15 protein-coding genes are annotated in these 15,139 nt (G+C 59.8%); 14 read left to right on the top strand and 1 reads right to left on the bottom strand.

From position 1 onward, the window contains the following. Window positions 1-6 precede the first annotated feature (6 nt). Window positions 7-1,356 (bottom strand): NADP-specific glutamate dehydrogenase, encoded by a 1,350-nt coding sequence (gene gdhA, locus CLH62_RS09985; protein WP_099618013.1) that lies wholly within the window; start codon window positions 1,354-1,356, stop codon window positions 7-9. A 231-nt stretch (window positions 1,357-1,587) separates the two neighbouring features. Here gdhA and CLH62_RS09980 point away from each other — a divergent pair, with 231 nt between their 5' ends. The 14 genes from CLH62_RS09980 to CLH62_RS09915 all read left to right on the top strand — a co-directional run bounded on the left by CLH62_RS09980 (window position 1,588) and on the right by CLH62_RS09915 (window position 15,071). Next, a complete protein-coding gene (locus CLH62_RS09980) occupies window positions 1,588-3,600 on the top strand; it encodes a TonB-dependent receptor domain-containing protein (RefSeq protein WP_170005784.1) in 2,013 nt (670 codons plus the stop codon). 266 nt (window positions 3,601-3,866) lie between these two features. After that, window positions 3,867-5,324: a YfcC family protein gene (locus CLH62_RS09975; RefSeq protein ID WP_099618012.1), complete on the top strand. Its 1,458-nt coding sequence runs from the start codon at window positions 3,867-3,869 to the stop codon at window positions 5,322-5,324. A gap of 36 nt (window positions 5,325-5,360) precedes the next feature. Further along, the gene (locus CLH62_RS09970) at window positions 5,361-6,590 is read left to right on the top strand and encodes an arginine deiminase (RefSeq protein ID WP_099618011.1); all 1,230 of its coding nucleotides are present in this window, start codon (window positions 5,361-5,363) and stop codon (window positions 6,588-6,590) included. An 18-nt stretch (window positions 6,591-6,608) separates the two neighbouring features. Further along, window positions 6,609-7,610 (top strand): ornithine carbamoyltransferase, encoded by a 1,002-nt coding sequence (locus CLH62_RS09965; protein WP_099618010.1) that lies wholly within the window; start codon window positions 6,609-6,611, stop codon window positions 7,608-7,610. Between the two features lies 1 nt (window position 7,611). Further along, entirely contained in the window at window positions 7,612-8,520 is a 909-nt protein-coding gene (gene arcC / locus CLH62_RS09960; RefSeq protein WP_099618009.1) for a carbamate kinase, read from the top strand. Window positions 8,521-8,532: 12 nt separating this feature from the next. Then, window positions 8,533-9,921, top strand: a complete 1,389-nt coding sequence (gene atpD / locus CLH62_RS09955; protein WP_099618008.1) for a F0F1 ATP synthase subunit beta — start codon at window positions 8,533-8,535, stop codon at window positions 9,919-9,921. Continuing rightward, window positions 9,918-10,328: an ATPase gene (locus tag CLH62_RS09950; RefSeq protein ID WP_099618007.1), complete on the top strand. Its 411-nt coding sequence runs from the start codon at window positions 9,918-9,920 to the stop codon at window positions 10,326-10,328. Before atpD ends, CLH62_RS09950 begins: the two co-directional genes overlap by 4 nt. Further along, the gene (locus tag CLH62_RS09945) at window positions 10,325-10,630 is read left to right on the top strand and encodes an AtpZ/AtpI family protein (RefSeq protein ID WP_099618006.1); all 306 of its coding nucleotides are present in this window, start codon (window positions 10,325-10,327) and stop codon (window positions 10,628-10,630) included. The genes CLH62_RS09950 and CLH62_RS09945 overlap by 4 nt, the downstream gene beginning before the upstream one ends. Next, window positions 10,617-10,919: an N-ATPase subunit AtpR gene (locus CLH62_RS09940; protein WP_228152821.1), complete on the top strand. Its 303-nt coding sequence runs from the start codon at window positions 10,617-10,619 to the stop codon at window positions 10,917-10,919. Before CLH62_RS09945 ends, CLH62_RS09940 begins: the two co-directional genes overlap by 14 nt. Next, a complete protein-coding gene (locus tag CLH62_RS09935) occupies window positions 10,919-11,614 on the top strand; it encodes a F0F1 ATP synthase subunit A (RefSeq protein WP_099618004.1) in 696 nt (231 codons plus the stop codon). Before CLH62_RS09940 ends, CLH62_RS09935 begins: the two co-directional genes overlap by 1 nt. Then, window positions 11,611-11,898, top strand: a complete 288-nt coding sequence (locus tag CLH62_RS09930; RefSeq protein WP_099618003.1) for a F0F1 ATP synthase subunit C — start codon at window positions 11,611-11,613, stop codon at window positions 11,896-11,898. Before CLH62_RS09935 ends, CLH62_RS09930 begins: the two co-directional genes overlap by 4 nt. Window positions 11,899-11,901: 3 nt before the next feature. Beyond that, complete coding sequence (locus CLH62_RS09925) at window positions 11,902-12,669, top strand: F0F1 ATP synthase subunit B family protein (RefSeq protein ID WP_099618002.1); 768 nt, start codon at window positions 11,902-11,904, stop codon at window positions 12,667-12,669. Next, window positions 12,662-14,197 carry a F0F1 ATP synthase subunit alpha gene (locus tag CLH62_RS09920; protein ID WP_099618001.1) on the top strand — a complete coding sequence of 512 codons (1,536 nt, stop codon included), beginning with the start codon at window positions 12,662-12,664 and terminating at the stop codon, window positions 14,195-14,197. Before CLH62_RS09925 ends, CLH62_RS09920 begins: the two co-directional genes overlap by 8 nt. Beyond that, on the top strand, window positions 14,181-15,071 hold the full coding sequence (locus CLH62_RS09915) for a F0F1 ATP synthase subunit gamma (RefSeq protein WP_099618000.1): 891 nt from the start codon (window positions 14,181-14,183) through the stop codon (window positions 15,069-15,071). The genes CLH62_RS09920 and CLH62_RS09915 overlap by 17 nt, the downstream gene beginning before the upstream one ends. Window positions 15,072-15,139: the final 68 nt, after the last annotated feature.

The following is a 15,139-nucleotide window of genomic DNA, read 5'->3' as shown; positions in this document are numbered from 1 at the left end:
GCCGGATCAGATGACGCCCATGTCGTTCATCGCCCTGGCAACGCGCAGGAAACCATTAACGTTGGCACCCAGCACATAGTTGCCTTCCGCGCCAAACTCGGCGGCGGTTTCATAACAGTTCTTGTGGATATCAATCATGATCTCCTCAAGGCGTTTCTGGGTGTAATCAAAGGTCCAGGAGTCACGGCTGGCGTTTTGCTGCATTTCCAGTGCCGACGTGGCAACGCCGCCGGCGTTGGCGGCCTTGCCAGGGCCATAAGCCATATTGGCATTCTGGAATATATCGATGCCTTCCGGAGTGGTCGGCATGTTGGCGCCTTCGGCGACCGCGATGCAGCCATTTTCTACCAGCGTTTTTGCATCTTTACCGTTAAGTTCATTCTGGGTGGCGCATGGCAGGGCAACGTCACAGGGTATGGTCCAGATGTTGCCGCCTTCGACGTATCTCGCATCCTTGTGGAACTCAGTGTAGGCACTGATGCGACGGCGCTCCACTTCCTTGAGGCGTCTCAGTGTCTGCAGGTCGATGCCTTTCTCGTGCACGATCATACCGCCGGAGTCGGAGCATGCGATGACCTTGGCGCCCAGTTCGTGAGCCTTTGCGATGGCGTAGATGGCGACGTTACCGGAGCCTGAAACCACCACGGTTTTACCTTCCAGGGAGTCGCCACGGGCCTTGAGCATTTCGTGGGTAAAGAACACGGTGCCATAACCGGTGGCTTCGGTGCGGGCGCGGCTGCCGCCCCATTCCAGGCCCTTGCCGGTGAACACACCTGACTCGTAACGGTTGGTGATGCGTTTGTACTGGCCGAACAGGTAGCCCAGTTCGCGGCCGCCAACGCCGATGTCGCCGGCAGGAACATCGGTGTATTCGCCCAGGTGGCGATACAGTTCGGTCATCAGGCTCTGGCAGAAGCGCATGATTTCGTCATCGGATCGACCTTTGGGGTCGAAATCACTGCCGCCTTTGCCGCCGCCAATGGGCAGGCCGGTCAGGGCGTTCTTGAAGATCTGTTCGAAGCCCAGGAACTTGATGATGCCCAGGTAAACAGATGGGTGGAAACGCATGCCACCCTTGTAAGGCCCCAGGGCACTGTTGAACTCGACACGGAAGGCGCGGTTGATATGAATCTCACCAGTGTCATCCTGCCAGGGCACCCGGAAAATAATCTGGCGCTCTGGTTCGCAGATGCGCTGGATGATTTTCTTGTCGGCGAACTCCGGGTACTTCACCAGTACGGGGCCGAGGGTTTCCAGAACCTCGTGCACAGCCTGGTGGAATTCGCTCTCGCCCGGATTGCGATGCAGTACGTCCTGGAAGATCGGTTCCAGCTTCTCGTCGAGTTTTGCAGTCATGTCAGTCAGACCCTAGGGATACGCGTATCGAACGCCGCAGAAAAGCGGCTGCACAGAAAAAGGCCAATGATTGCACCACAGAGGTGCGCGTATTGGCAAGCGGAGCTCCCCGAGGGGATACCTCCGAGTGGGTGCGGCATTGTGTCTCAAGCCGGCGAATGGGTTTGTCATTATCATTAATGGCAGTTAATCCGACGTTCCCACCCCCGTGATGATAAGGAAACCGCAGGCATGACCGTAAAACCCCTGGCACGCCTTATCGGCCTGGTACTGGCCGGAAGTGTCACTGCACCCGCTTTTTCCCAGGTTCAGGATGATGACCAACTATTGATCCGTATCACCGAAGGCCAGTCCGCCGAGGCGGCCCGGTTGTCTGAAGCGGCACTGGCATCGGAGCCCGTCACCAGACTGGAGTCGAATCCCGCTGTATCGTTCTCCCGTCTCGGTGGACGAGGTCTGGACCCGGTGATTCGCGGACAGGGTCAGGAAAGGGTGGATGTCCTGCTTGATGGCATGCGGGTGGAAGGTGCCTGCCCCAACCGGATGGACCCGCCCACCAGCCGGTTGAGTTCCGCACTGCCACAGGTGTTGGAGGTCCGCACCAGCAACCGCACCCTGCGCTGGGGCCCCATTGCCGGTGGTCAGGTGGTGGCCACCACGGCGGCGCCGGAATTTGCTGATGGTAACAGGACCACTGGCCATCTCACCCTTGGCGGCTCCGATAACGGCGACGGCAAGCTGGTCAATGGCAGTGCCGCGGTGGGCGACCGTGACAATTACCTGCGCCTTTCCGCAGGCTATGAGGAAGCCGATGATTACGAGGATGGCGATGGCAATGAGGTCCGAAGCGCCTTCGAGAACACCGAGGGTCGCCTTGACAGTGCCTGGACAGCGGGCAACGGATTCTATGTAAAAGGCATGGTCAGCCGTCAGGAAGAACGGGATGTGAAGTATGCTTCCGGAATGGATGCACCGAAGACCGACACTGACATGGTCCGGCTTGAAGTCGGCGCGCCGGTAGCCAATGGCGGCTGGAACTTCATGACCTGGCAGGCTGACGTGGATCATGTCATGGATAACTTCAGCCTGCGTGAGCCCCCCGTGATGATGGGGATGCCCATGAAAATGCAGACCCTCTCGGAAACCCGGACCCGGGGCGCCCGGCTGACTCTGGACCAGACCATCAACTACACCAAAGACATTGCCGTCGGCGTGGATGTGGAGAGCAACACCTGGGACGCCACCATGTACAACGGCATGAACCTGACGAATGTGGGCTCATTCCTGTGGCCGGATGTTGAGCGTGATCGCGTAGGGGTGTTCTTCGAAGCATTTCACCGGATCCGCAGCGACATGCGCCTGGGCGCAGGTATTCGTTACGACCGGATAGAAATGGACGCCAACCGGGCCGATGAGACGTTCATCATGAAGCCCGGTGCGATGCCCATGTCGCCGGCATCAATCTACCAGGATGTCTACGGCGTTACCGATACCAGCGTGATCGATGACAACGTCAGTGGCTTCATGACCGGCGAGTGGCGTGTCTCACCGATGAATACGTTGGAGCTGACAGCCTCTCACAGTGTGCGCTCACCCGGTGTTAATGAACGCTATGTGGCCAGGGGTACCAGCTGGGTCGGTAATCCCGGCCTCGAGACCGAAAAGCATCACAAGCTGGAGCTGAGCCTGGCGGGGCAGAGTGATGGCTGGCACTGGCGCCCGGCCATCTGGGTCGATGAAGTGGATGATTTCGTGTTGCGCTATGAGCCTGCACCGGATGTCATTCGCTACAGGAATGTCGGTGCCCGTCTGCTGGGAATTGAAGGCGAGCTCGGCTGGAGCAATGGCACCTGGAGTGCGACCGGCAGGTTGGCGAGTGTCCGGGGGACCAACAACGACACGGACCAGGCGCTGCCGCAGATCCCGCCCGTGCAGTACATCCAGACTTTGGGCTGGCACCATATGGGCCACGTCATCCAGGCGCAATGGATGCTGGCGCGCCGACAGGACCGGATTGATGAAGCATCCGGGCTCGACCCGAGTACTTCCCCTGGTTACGGCGTGTTCAATCTCAATGGCAGCCACCCCCTGATGGACTACCTGACCCTGAGCTGGGCGGTGGACAATGTGTTCGACAAGACCTGGGCACCCCACGTCAGCCAGGAAGACTCGTTCACCGGCGAAGCCTATCGGATTAACGAGCCGGGCCGGACTTTCCGGGCCGCGCTGACCGCGCGCTGGTAAGCAACGAAATGGCGGTTACCCGCTTCTCATAGCCGGCGGGTGACTTTCTTGCCCCGGGTGGAACCAACTCCTCCACCCGGGGCTTTTTTGTGCCTGAATAAAATTTGCTCCACCGCAATTCCAGATCAGACTTCATGAACTATGCTGTTGTCATGCAGACCTGAACCAGTGCGCGCAGCGCCTGAGGACGTGTTCAGCCCCCCCCTCCCCCGGAGGTGCCCGGAGGGACCTGTCTGCACAATGCGATTAAGGACAGGAGACGCATCGTGACTGAAGACGAAAAGCCGCCAGCAAGCCCTGAAAGCCCTGAAAACGATCTTGCCTCGCGGTTCCCTACCGCCTACACCATTCTTTTCTGCCTGATTGTTCTGGTCGCTGCTCTGACCTGGATCATCCCGGCAGGGCAATATGAACGGACCATGAATGAAGAGGTTGGCCGTGAAGTGGCCGTGCCCGGCACCTATGAAACCGTGGACCCCAACCCCCAAGGCTTTGTTGATGTCATGCTGGCACCGACGGCCGGGTTCTACGACCCCGACAGTTACGCTGCCAATGCCATTGATGTCGCGCTGTTTATATTGTTTCTGGGGGGATTTCTGGGAGTGATGAATGCAACCGGTGCCATAGATACCGGTATTCGCAGCGCCATGCGCCATCTGGAAGGCCGTGAAATCTGGATGATTCCTATCCTGATGACACTGTTTGCCCTGGGCGGCACAACCTACGGCATGGCCGAGGAGACCCTGGCTTTCTATGCCATCCTGATTCCCGTCATCCTGGCGGCCGGCTACGACGCGGTGACCGGTGTCGCCATTATTCTGATCGGTGCCGGCATCGGCGTACTGGGCTCCACCATCAATCCCTTTGCCACCGTGATTGCGGCGAATGCGGCAGGTATACCGTTTACCGACGGTATCGTGCTGCGTTTTATTCTGCTGATTGGTGGCCTGCTGATCTGCATTGGCTATGTCATGCGCTATGCCCATCGCGTCAAGGCAGATCCGTCCCGCTCGGTGGTGGCAAAGCAGTGGCCCGCGCACCGCAAACTGTTCCTGAAGGGGCACGATGAAGAGATTCACAGCGCAAGTCTCACCAGGACCCAGATTATTTCTCTGGTTATTTTCGGGCTGACTTTCGTCGTGATGATCTGGGGCGTGTCGTCCCAGGGTTGGTGGATGGCGAGGATGGGGGCGTTGTTTTTCGGCGCCGCTATCGTGATTGGCATCATTGCCCGTCTTGGCGAAAAGAAACTCACCGGCAGCTTCGTCGATGGCGCCCGTGATCTTCTCGGGGTCGCACTGGTGGTTGGTCTTGCCCGTGGCATCGTGGTGATCATGGAGCAGGGCATGATTGCCGATACCATCCTGCACAGCGCTGAAACCTCCCTGGGCGGCCTGCCGGAGCTGGCATTTATCAACCTCATGTTCTGGATCGAGGTCGGCATGAGCTTCTTCGTGCCGTCGTCCTCCGGGCTGGCCGTTCTGTCCATGCCGATTCTGGCACCGCTGGCGGATTTCGCGAACGTTGGGCGTGATCTGGTGGTGACTGCCTACCAGTCTGCCAACGGTCTGGTAAATCTGATCAACCCCACCTTTGCGGTTGTGGTTGGAGGCCTGGCCATCGGGAGGGTGTCCTACGATCGCTGGCTCGCGTTTATCTGGCCTTTACTACTCATTCTTACCGTATTTATCAGCGTGATCATCAGCGTCGGGACACTGTTATGAACCCCGCTGTGAACCCTGGACAAAAGGAATTTTGCCATGTCTGAACAACACCTTGGAGTTCACTCTGAAACAGGAACCCTGCGCCAGGTCATTGTCTGCAGGCCTGGTCTGGCTCACCGGCGGTTAACGCCGTCGAACTGCGATGCCCTGCTGTTTGATGATGTGTTCTGGGTAAAGCAGGCCCAGAAAGACCACGATGTGTTTGCCGAGCTGATGCGGGGCCGGGGTACCGAGGTTCTGGATGTCAATGAGCTGCTGGCGGAAACCCTGGCGATTCCAGAAGGCCGGGCCTGGATTCTGGACCATCGGATCAACTGGAACCACATCGGCGTTGGCATGGTGTCGGACCTGCGGGCCTGGATGGACGAGCTGCCTGGAAAGGCGCTGGCGGAGTTTCTGATTGGTGGTCTCGAGGTTGGGGATCTGCCCTTCGATCCGGCCGGGCTGTTTGGCAATCACCTCGGCCACTTCGGGTTCGTGCTGCCTCCGCTGCCCAACTTCCTGTTCACCCGGGACAACAGTGCCTGGGTGTATGGCGGGGTAACGCTGAATCCGATGTACTGGACTGCCCGCAAACCGGAAACCCTGCTGATGACCGCCATCTATAAATTCCACCCGAAATTTGCAGGCAAGGTGACGGTGCATTGGGGCGATCCTTTGAAAGATCACGGCCTGGCCACCCTGGAGGGTGGGGATATCATGCCCCTGGGCAATCGCACGGTCCTGGTGGGCATGGGTGAGCGATCCTCACCCCAGGCCATTGGGCAGCTGTCAAAAGCCCTGTTCGATGGCGGTATGGTGGATCGGGTCATTGCCTGCCAGCTGCCCAAATCCCGTTCCGCCATGCACCTGGATACGGTCTTTACCTTCTGTGGCGGCAATGTGGTCACCGCCTTCAAGGAGGTGGCGGATGCCGTGGTCTGCTATGACCTGAGGCCCGGCGAGGGTGATAAGACACTGGCCTTCAAACAGGACTCACGTCACCTGTTTGAGGTGGTTGCGGAGGTTCTTGGATTCCCGGCACTTGAAGTTGTGCCCACCGGTGGTGATAGCCCGGAAGAGCGTGAACGGGAACAGTGGAACGACGGTAACAACGTGCTGGCGCTGAGCCCCGGGGTGGTGGTCGGTTATGACCGCAACGACGATACCAACGCGGCCCTGGAAGCAGCGGGCATCGAGGTTCTGACCATCCCCGGTGCCGAGCTGGGCCGGGGCCGGGGCGGCGGTCGGTGCATGAGCTGCCCAACCATCAGGGATGCTGTCTGACAGCGAAGGAGAAGGTCCATGGCTTTTAACCTCAAGAACCGACATTTTCTGACGCTGCGAGACTTCACGACACAGGAAATCAGTTTCCTGCTGAAGCTGTCCGCAGACCTCAAAACCGCCAAGTACGCCGGCACTGAGGTGCCGAAGCTGCAAGGCAAGGACATTGCGCTGATCTTCGAAAAGAATTCCACCCGAACCCGGGTCGGGTTCGAGGTTGCCGCCTATGATCAGGGCGCGAGAGTGACCTACCTGGGTCCTACCGGCACCCACATAGGGCACAAGGAGTCGGTGAAAGACACGGCGCGGGTGCTTGGCCGGGTCTACGATGCCATCGAGTACCGGGGCTTCGGGCAGTCGGTTGTGGAGGAGCTGGCGCAGTTCTCCGGCGTGCCGGTTTACAACGGGCTGACCAACGAGTTCCATCCGACCCAGATTCTGGCGGATTTCCTGACCATGCAGGAGCATGTGGAAAAGCCTCTGCGGGAGGTGGCCTACGTCTTCATCGGCGATGCCGCCAACAACATGGGCGACAGCCTGCTGATTGGTGGTGCCAAAATGGGTATGGACGTGCGCTTGTGCGCGCCTCAGGTCTGCTGGCCGAATCAGGCGGTGCAGGACGAGGCAAGAGCTCTGGCGGCGGAAACCGGTGCCCGCATCACAATCACTGATGACATTGATGCCGCCGTTGCCGGTGTCGACTTCGTCTATACCGATGTCTGGGTCTCGATGGGTGAGCCAAAAGAAAAGTGGGCCGAGCGCATCAAACTGCTGATGCCTTACCAGGTCAATGCGGAGCTGCTGGCGAAAACCGGCAATCCCCGGGTGCGGTTCATGCACTGTCTACCGGCCTTTCACAACACCGAGACCGTGGTGGGGAAAGAGATTCAGGAGACCCATGGCATTGATGCCATGGAGGTGACTGACGACGTGTTTGAAAGCCCGGCCTCCATTGTTTTCGACCAGGCCGAGAACCGGATGCACACCATCAAGGCCGTCCTCGTGGCGACCCTGGGAGGCTGACATGCTGGTGGTGGCAGCTTTGGGTGGTAACGCCCTTCTGAAACGCGGAGAGCCGCTGACAGCAGAGACTCAGCGTAACAACGTAAAAATCGCGGCGCAGTCGCTAGCAGAGATTGTCCGGGCCGGACACGACCTGGTGATTACCCATGGCAACGGCCCTCAGGTGGGGTTGCTGGCCTTGCAGGGGGCGTCCTACAAGCCGGATGAGGCTTACCCGCTGGATGTTTTGGGTGCGGAAACCGAGGGCATGATCGGCTACATGATCGAACAGGAGCTGGAGAATGCCCTGGAGCATGACCGGCCGGTCGCAACCCTGTTGACGCAAGTGGTGGTGGACCCGAAAGATCCGGCCTTTGCCAAACCAACCAAGTTTGTCGGGCCGGTCTATGAGCGCGAAGAGGCTGAGCGCCGGGCAGCAGGCGCAGGCTGGAGTATTGCGCCGGACGGTGACAAGTGGCGACGTGTAGTGCCCTCGCCAAAACCGCTGGAAATACCGGATCTGCGAGTGCTCCAGTTATTGCTGGAGCAGGGTGTGGTCGTGGTCTGCACCGGTGGTGGCGGGATACCGGTGCTGCGGCGGGAAGACGGCAGCATGATGGGCATTGAAGCGGTTATCGACAAGGACGCCGCCAGCGCGCTTCTGGCGAGACAGCTGGGCGCGGATGCGCTGCTCCTGTTGACCGATGTGGATGCGGTCTACCGGGATTTTGGGACTGATCAGGCTGCGCCGGTTTCCGAACTGACGGTGGCCCAGGCGCGGGCACTGGATATGCCCGCGGGCTCCATGGGCCCCAAGCTTCGGGCCGCCTGTGAATTTGCTGAAGCCGGTGGGCTCAGCGGCATTGGCCGGCTGCAGGACGCCGTCGCCATACTTGAAGGATCGGCAGGCACTCGCGTGTCTGCCGGGTAACAGGTCTCTGTTATGAGTCAGGAGAAGCGGGACACGTTGCCAGGGCCTGGCTCAGGTACCGTCGTTGCCATCCGGGGGGGCGTGGTGAGTGTCCGGTTTCCGGAGCCGGTACCCTATATTCGCGAGCTGTTGTATGCCGGCAAGATTGGCCTCGAGGTGGCCGCGCTGGAGGACGAGGGCGTGGTCCGTTGCATGGCATTGGCGCCGGTAAAGGGGTTGGGTCTGGGGATGCCGGTTCGGGCGACCGGTTCGTCGATCACCGTGCCGGTGGGTGATGCCATACTGGGGCGCATGCTGAATGTGTTTGGCGCGCCGGTGGATGACAAGCCGGTGCCGGCTACCAGTGAACGTCGTGCCATTCATCAGCTCCCGCCCTTGCTTGAAGACCGTGTGGTCCAAAGCCAGATTCTGGAAACCGGTATCAAAGCCATTGATCTGTTGTCGCCCATAGAGCGGGGCGGAAAGACCGGACTGTTCGGCGGCGCCGGTGTGGGAAAGACGGTTTTGATTACCGAACTGATCAATAACACCGTGCAGCATCACAAGGGCGTCAGCCTGTTTTGCGGCATTGGCGAACGGTCCCGGGAGGCGGAGGAGCTTTACCGGGAAATGGGCGAGGCCGGCGTGCTCGATAACACCGTCATGCTGTTCGGGCAGATGAACGAGGTTCCGGGTGTCCGGTTCCTGATCGGCAAGACCGCGCTGACCATGGCGGAATATTTCCGCGACGAACAGCACCAGGACGTGTTGTTGCTCATCGACAATATCTTCCGCTTCGTCCAGGCCGGCTCCGAGGTATCCGGGCTGCTGGGTCGCATGCCATCGAGAGTTGGCTATCAGCCGACACTGGCCACGGAGCTGGCCGAGCTGGAGGAGAGGATCACTTCGACCCGTAGCGCCGCGATTACTTCGGTTCAGGCCGTTTACGTGCCGGCGGACGATTTCACCGACCCTGCCGCCGCCCATATTTTCTCCCATTTGTCCGGTTCCGTGGTGCTGTCCCGCAAGCGCGCCAGCGAAGGCTTGTACCCGGCGATAGATCCCCTGGCGTCGTCTTCAGTCATGCTTACGCCCTCGGTGGTCGGGCAGAGGCATTACGACATTGCCCGGGCGGTACGCCGCACCCTCGCCGAATACGAAGAGCTACGGGACATCATCGCCATGCTGGGCATTGAGGAGCTGTCGGCGGCTGACCGATCCACGGTTGCCCGTGCCCGCCGCCTGGAAAGGTTTCTGACCCAGCCGTTTTTCACCACCGCGGCCTTTACCGGCACCGAAGGCAAGCGCGTGACCATCGAAGAGACACTCAATGGCTGTGAAACCATCCTGGAGCAGACTGAATTCGAGCAGAATGAAAGTGAGTACTACATGATTGGCGCACTGCCTGAGGTGGTGACATGACCGTGGCTGCGGAGATGGCAGTCTGCCTCCGGCTGCCGACCCGGGTGCTGTATCAGGGCAAGGCCCGCAAGCTGTTCGCCGTCGCGGAAAACGGAGCATTCGGGATGCTGCCCAATCACATTGATTTTGTCACCTCGCTGGTTCCGTCGGTGCTGATCCTGACCCTGGAACATGGCAGTGAGCAGATCTTCGGCATCGACGAGGGCATTCTGGTGAAAAAAGGCGACCAGGTCGATATCGCCATCCGGCGCGGTGTCCTGGGGAAGGATCTTGACTCGTTGCAGGACAGCGTCCGGAGGAACTTTATCGAGGTGGATGAAGATGAACGCGTTGCCCGATCCGCACTGTCCAGGCTGGAGGCCGGCATGGTGCGTCGGTTTGCCGACCTGCAGCGGCCCAAGCCATGAGCCAGCAGCGTCGATCACCGGAGGACGATATCGGTCGTCGGGCGCAGCGCCTGAAGAAGGCCCGGGAAAATGCTGGTATGAGTCCACTGCGTGGATTGGGCGCCTTCGGCATGATTGGTTGGTCCATTGCGGTTCCGACCGTCGGTGGTGCCTTTCTTGGATTATGGCTGGATCGCACCATGCCCCAGGATTTTCCCTGGGTCATTGCCCTGATTCTGGGTGGTGTGACCCTGGGAGGTTTCATTGCCTGGGCCTGGATCGGCAGGGAAAGCAGGGAAGAGGAGGATCATGATGATCGTTGACTGGCCGGACGCGCTGATGGGCTTTGGTGTCGGTGTGACCGTGAGTATTCTGTATTTTGCTGGTCTGGCAGTGAGCGTGCGCTTCGCACTGGGCTCTTCCCGGCCAACATCGATCCTTCTGCCCAGTGCCGTGGTGCGCATCGGATTGCTTCTGGCGGCGGGGTGGCTGGTGACTGACGGGGCCACTCTGGCTTGGGCCTTTGCAGGCTACGGGGTGGCGTTTTTTCTGGTGCGCTTCCTGGCGACTGTACTTGCTCGCATACCTCGACCTCGCCCGGAGGATGTCTGATGGAAATGACCCCCGATGAAACAACGCTGTTCACGGTCTGGGGAGTTGGTATCAATGAGACCGTGGGCTACACCTGGATCGTTATGATTTTGCTGACGGTCGCTTCCATGGTAATTACCCGCAACCTGCGGCCGGATGTGCCGCCGAATCGCTGGCGTACGACGCTTGAAGTGATTGTGACGGCCATCCAGAGCCAGATCGAGGAAATCTCACCGCGTGCCTCGCGCCATGTGCTGTATTTTTCCGGAACCTTGTTCCTGTTTATTGCGTTTTCGAACCTGCTGCTGGTTGTGCCGGGCTTTACGCCGCCCACGGCCTCGCTTTCCACGACCGCGGCCCTGGCTCTGTCGGTACTGATTGCAGTGCCCCTGTTCGGGATTACCCGGCAGGGCATCGGCGGTTATCTGAAAACCTACGTCCAGCCCTCTGTCGTTATGTTGCCGTTCAATATCATCAGCGAGTTCTCGCGCGGCATATCCCTGGCTATACGCCTGTATGGCAACGTCATGAGCGGTGCGGTTATCGCCGGTATCCTGCTGAGCATTGCACCTTTCTTTTTTCCCGTGGTGATGGACGTACTCGGGTTGCTGACGGGGCTGATCCAGGCCTACATATTCGCCATCCTGGCGACAGTTTATATCTCATCGGCAACAGCCACCGTTGGCAAGCCCTTGCACAAGGAGAAAGACAAATGACAGACCTTGCACTTATTGCCGCGGTCTCGATTCTGACCGCTGGCCTGTCTGTGGCCTTTGGTGCTATCGGACCTGCTCTGGGAGAGGGTAGGGCCGCAGCGGCAGCCCTTACGGCTATTGCTCAGCAGCCGGACTCGGCATCAACACTGTCGCGGACTCTTTTTGTCAGCCTGGCAATGATCGAGTCCACGGCAATCTACTGTTTTGTTGTATCGATGATCGTGCTGTTTGCCAATCCCTTCTGGGATCAGGCTCTGCAGGCCGCCCAGTCGGCGGCAGGTTGAACCATGTCTATTGACTGGGTCACGGTCGCTGCCCAGATCGGCAATTTTCTGGTGCTGGTCTGGCTGCTCAAACGCTTTCTGTACAAGCCCATCCTGAACGGAATCGATGCCCGTGAGGCCGAAATTGCAACGCAAATGGGTGAGGCGGAGGTTGCCCAAAAAAAGGCCGCCGCCGCCGAAGCCGAGTTTCTGGAACAGAAGCAGAGATTACTGGCCGATAACTCCGCCCATGCGGAGCGGATTCGCGAGCAAGCGGAGGAAGAGAAGGATGCCCTGCTGGCCGCCACCCGCGAGAAGCTGGAGCGTGAAAAACAGGACTGGCAGGCGCATCTTGAGGCTGAACGGGAAGCGTTCATCAGACAATTGCATCTGGCCAGCGCTGACACCCTCTATCAGCTGGTTCGCCGGGCGCTTCGTGATCTGGCGGATGAGGATCTGGAGGAGCACATTGCCCTGAATGTGATCGGCAAGCTGAAACCTTTGGCGGAGGAACTTACCTCTGCGGCTGGCCGTGCGGAACAGGCCATTGCTACGACCCATTCGCCCCTGCCCGAGAACACGCAGGAAAAGATGAGAGCCGCGCTGGAACGTCTGGCCCCCGGGCTTTCCTTGAGCTTTACCACGGATGCTCGTCAGGCTCCGGGCCTGATTCTTCGTATTGGCAGTGTCCAGGTGGCCTGGACAATTGATAGTTACACTGATGAGTTGGTCGGTCTGTTGACAGAACGGCTGGCCGCCGGTGGATCCGGCAGGGTAAACAATCATGGCTGAAGAACCCGCGCTGACTCCGGTAAAGAAGTTTATTGGTGCCCTTCTGGACAGCCCGACCCCTTCACTGGCACTGACCGAAGTGGGCACGGTGACGGAGGTGGGTGATGGTATTGCCGTGGTGTCTGGCCTGGCCCGGGCCCTGGCGGACGAGTTGCTGGTTTTTGCCTCGGGGGTCCGGGGTGTAGTGCTTGATCTGGAGCCAGACCGGCTCGGCGTTATCCTGCTTGGGCCCTCGCAGTTGGTCAGTTTTGGCGAGGATGTCTGGCGGACTCACAAGGTGTTCAGCGTGCCGGTCGGGCCGGGCCTGATTGGTCGGGTGGTCGATGCCACCGGAGAGCCCCGGGACGGAAAAGGCGGGGTGGCGGCCACCGCGGAAAGGCCGGTGGAGGCCAGTGCGCCGGGTATACTGAGCCGTGCCCCGGTCACCCGCCCCCTGGCCACGGGTATCAAGGCCATTGATGGCGCGGTACCGGTCGGGCTGGGCCAGCGGGAACTGATCATTGGTGACCGGCAAACCGGCAAAACGTCCATTGCTGTCGATACCATTCTCAACCAGGCACGCTCGGATGTCCTGAGTATCTATTGCGCCATCGGCCAGCGCGGAGACGCGGTGGCCCGGGTCATAGAAACCCTGCGGCAAAGCGGCCAGATAGCGAACACCATTGTGGTTGCGGCCGGCGATGAGGACACTCCTGGTCTGGCCTACATCGCTCCGTATGCGGCGATGACGATGGCTGAATACTTTTCAGACCAGGGACGGGACGTACTGGTTGTTCTCGACGACCTCACGCACCATGCCCGTTCCTATCGCGAATTGTCCCTGTTACTGCGCCGTCCTCCGGGCCGGGAAGCGTTCCCGGGTGACATATTCTATGTGCATGCAAGGCTGCTTGAGCGGGCCGGTCAGTTCACGCCGGAAGCCGGGGGTGGCTCCATCACCGCGTTACCCGTGGTAGAGACCCAGGCGGAAAACCTGTCCGCCTATATTCCGACCAATCTGATTTCGATTACCGACGGCCAGATCTATCTGTCGCCGAGGCTGGTGCGCAAAAACCAGTTTCCGGCGGTCGATATCGGGCTTTCGGTATCGCGGGTCGGGGGAAAGGCCCAGCACCGGGCATTCCGGGACGTGGCGGGCAATCTGCGCGTCACACTGTCCCAGTTTGAGGAGTTGGAGGATTTTGCCCGTTTTGGCACCCGCCTGGATGAAAACACCCGGGCCCGCCTGAGCCGCGGGGCTGCCGTGCGTGCTGCGTTGCGCCAGCCCGAGCGCGACCCGGTTCCGGCCGCCGAGCAGCTGCTGGTGCTGACGGCCGCGATGGAGGGACTGCTAGACGGACTGCCCGAAACCGAGGTGGTCGAGGCCATGGTCAGGATGCGCAAAGGCGTTGGCGATTCGCTTGATGACATTGCCGAAAGTATCGGGCAAAACCGTCCTCTGGACGACGATGAAAAGGCAACGCTCCTGCGGGTGGCCCGAACGGTTCTGAAATTGCCCGAAGGCGATAGCCATGACCCAGACACTTGAAGCCCTGTCCCGCCGCACGGCGACGCTGACCAGTATTCGCGGAATTGTTCACACCATGAAAACCATGTCCGCGATCAATGCGGTGCCTTACGAACATGCCGCCCGATCTGTTGAGTCCTATCACCAGACCGTGCTGAGTGGTCTCCGGGCATTTGTAGCCAAAACCGGCCCTATTGCGATGCCCGCCGCCGCAAACGCTGAGCGGATTCTGGTGGTGTTTGGCTCTGATCACGGCCTGTGTGGCAACTATAACGAAGTGCTTGCCGTGACGGCACGGACCGAGGCGTCCAGGGTGGATGGCGGCGCCCGGGTGTTGTGCGTCGGCGCCCGCATGAATGACGCCCTCAGTGATCAGGGGCTCAGCCCGGAAGTCACCCTCCTGCCTCCGGCGTCGGCCGATGGCATCGGACGTCTGGCGAGTGACCTTGTGACCCGGCTGGACGAGATCGGGGGCGGCGATGTCCATAACCGGATTGCCGTGACCCTGGTGTTCACCCGGCGGGCAGGGAAGGGGCAGCGGGAACCGGTAGTAAGCCCGTTGTTGCCATTGGCACCCTCGCTGCTTTCGGATCCCGGCAGGGTTGGCTGGCAGTCCCGATCCCTCCCCGACTATACGATGCGGGCAATGCCGCTGCTTGCGGCGTTGCTGCGTAACCATATCTTTGCCAGCGTTTTCCATGCTTCAGCGGAGGCGATGGTTACCGAGAACGCGGCCAGGCTTGCCTTGATGCAACAGGCGGAACAGGCGGTCGATGATCGGCTTGAGGAGGTAGGAGGGCAATTCAGGCTGGTACGCCAGGATGAGATTACCAGCGAGCTTATGGACATCATTATCGGGTTTGAGGCACTGAAAAAGAAATCATCGGCGCCGTGAGCCTCTCCTGCATGTTTTCAGAAGAGGATTGCTGATAATCTTAGCTTATTACCTAATAACCAACGCGT

Source organism: Marinobacter guineae, from assembly GCF_002744735.1.
Lineage (GTDB): Bacteria > Pseudomonadota > Gammaproteobacteria > Pseudomonadales > Oleiphilaceae > Marinobacter > Marinobacter guineae.
Note: the sequence above shows the minus strand (reverse complement) of the source record. Positions and strands in the feature narration are given on the sequence as shown.

What these genes read in the sequence shown, in the direction of transcription:
- CLH62_RS09920 (WP_099618001.1), top strand. Translation starts at nt 12,662, where the DNA reads ATGGCTGAAGAACCCGCGCTGACTCCGGTAAAGAAGTTTATTGGTGCC.
- gdhA (WP_099618013.1), bottom strand. Translation starts at nt 1,356, where the DNA reads ATGACTGCAAAACTCGACGAGAAGCTGGAACCGATCTTCCAGGACGTA.
- CLH62_RS09925 (WP_099618002.1), top strand. Translation starts at nt 11,902, where the DNA reads ATGTCTATTGACTGGGTCACGGTCGCTGCCCAGATCGGCAATTTTCTG.
- arcC (WP_099618009.1), top strand. Translation starts at nt 7,612, where the DNA reads ATGCTGGTGGTGGCAGCTTTGGGTGGTAACGCCCTTCTGAAACGCGGA.
- CLH62_RS09950 (WP_099618007.1), top strand. Translation starts at nt 9,918, where the DNA reads ATGACCGTGGCTGCGGAGATGGCAGTCTGCCTCCGGCTGCCGACCCGG.
- CLH62_RS09970 (WP_099618011.1), top strand. Translation starts at nt 5,361, where the DNA reads ATGTCTGAACAACACCTTGGAGTTCACTCTGAAACAGGAACCCTGCGC.
- CLH62_RS09935 (WP_099618004.1), top strand. Translation starts at nt 10,919, where the DNA reads ATGGAAATGACCCCCGATGAAACAACGCTGTTCACGGTCTGGGGAGTT.
- CLH62_RS09945 (WP_099618006.1), top strand. Translation starts at nt 10,325, where the DNA reads ATGAGCCAGCAGCGTCGATCACCGGAGGACGATATCGGTCGTCGGGCG.
- CLH62_RS09915 (WP_099618000.1), top strand. Translation starts at nt 14,181, where the DNA reads ATGACCCAGACACTTGAAGCCCTGTCCCGCCGCACGGCGACGCTGACC.
- CLH62_RS09980 (WP_170005784.1), top strand. Translation starts at nt 1,588, where the DNA reads ATGACCGTAAAACCCCTGGCACGCCTTATCGGCCTGGTACTGGCCGGA.
- CLH62_RS09965 (WP_099618010.1), top strand. Translation starts at nt 6,609, where the DNA reads ATGGCTTTTAACCTCAAGAACCGACATTTTCTGACGCTGCGAGACTTC.
- atpD (WP_099618008.1), top strand. Translation starts at nt 8,533, where the DNA reads ATGAGTCAGGAGAAGCGGGACACGTTGCCAGGGCCTGGCTCAGGTACC.
- CLH62_RS09930 (WP_099618003.1), top strand. Translation starts at nt 11,611, where the DNA reads ATGACAGACCTTGCACTTATTGCCGCGGTCTCGATTCTGACCGCTGGC.
- CLH62_RS09940 (WP_228152821.1), top strand. Translation starts at nt 10,617, where the DNA reads ATGATGATCGTTGACTGGCCGGACGCGCTGATGGGCTTTGGTGTCGGT.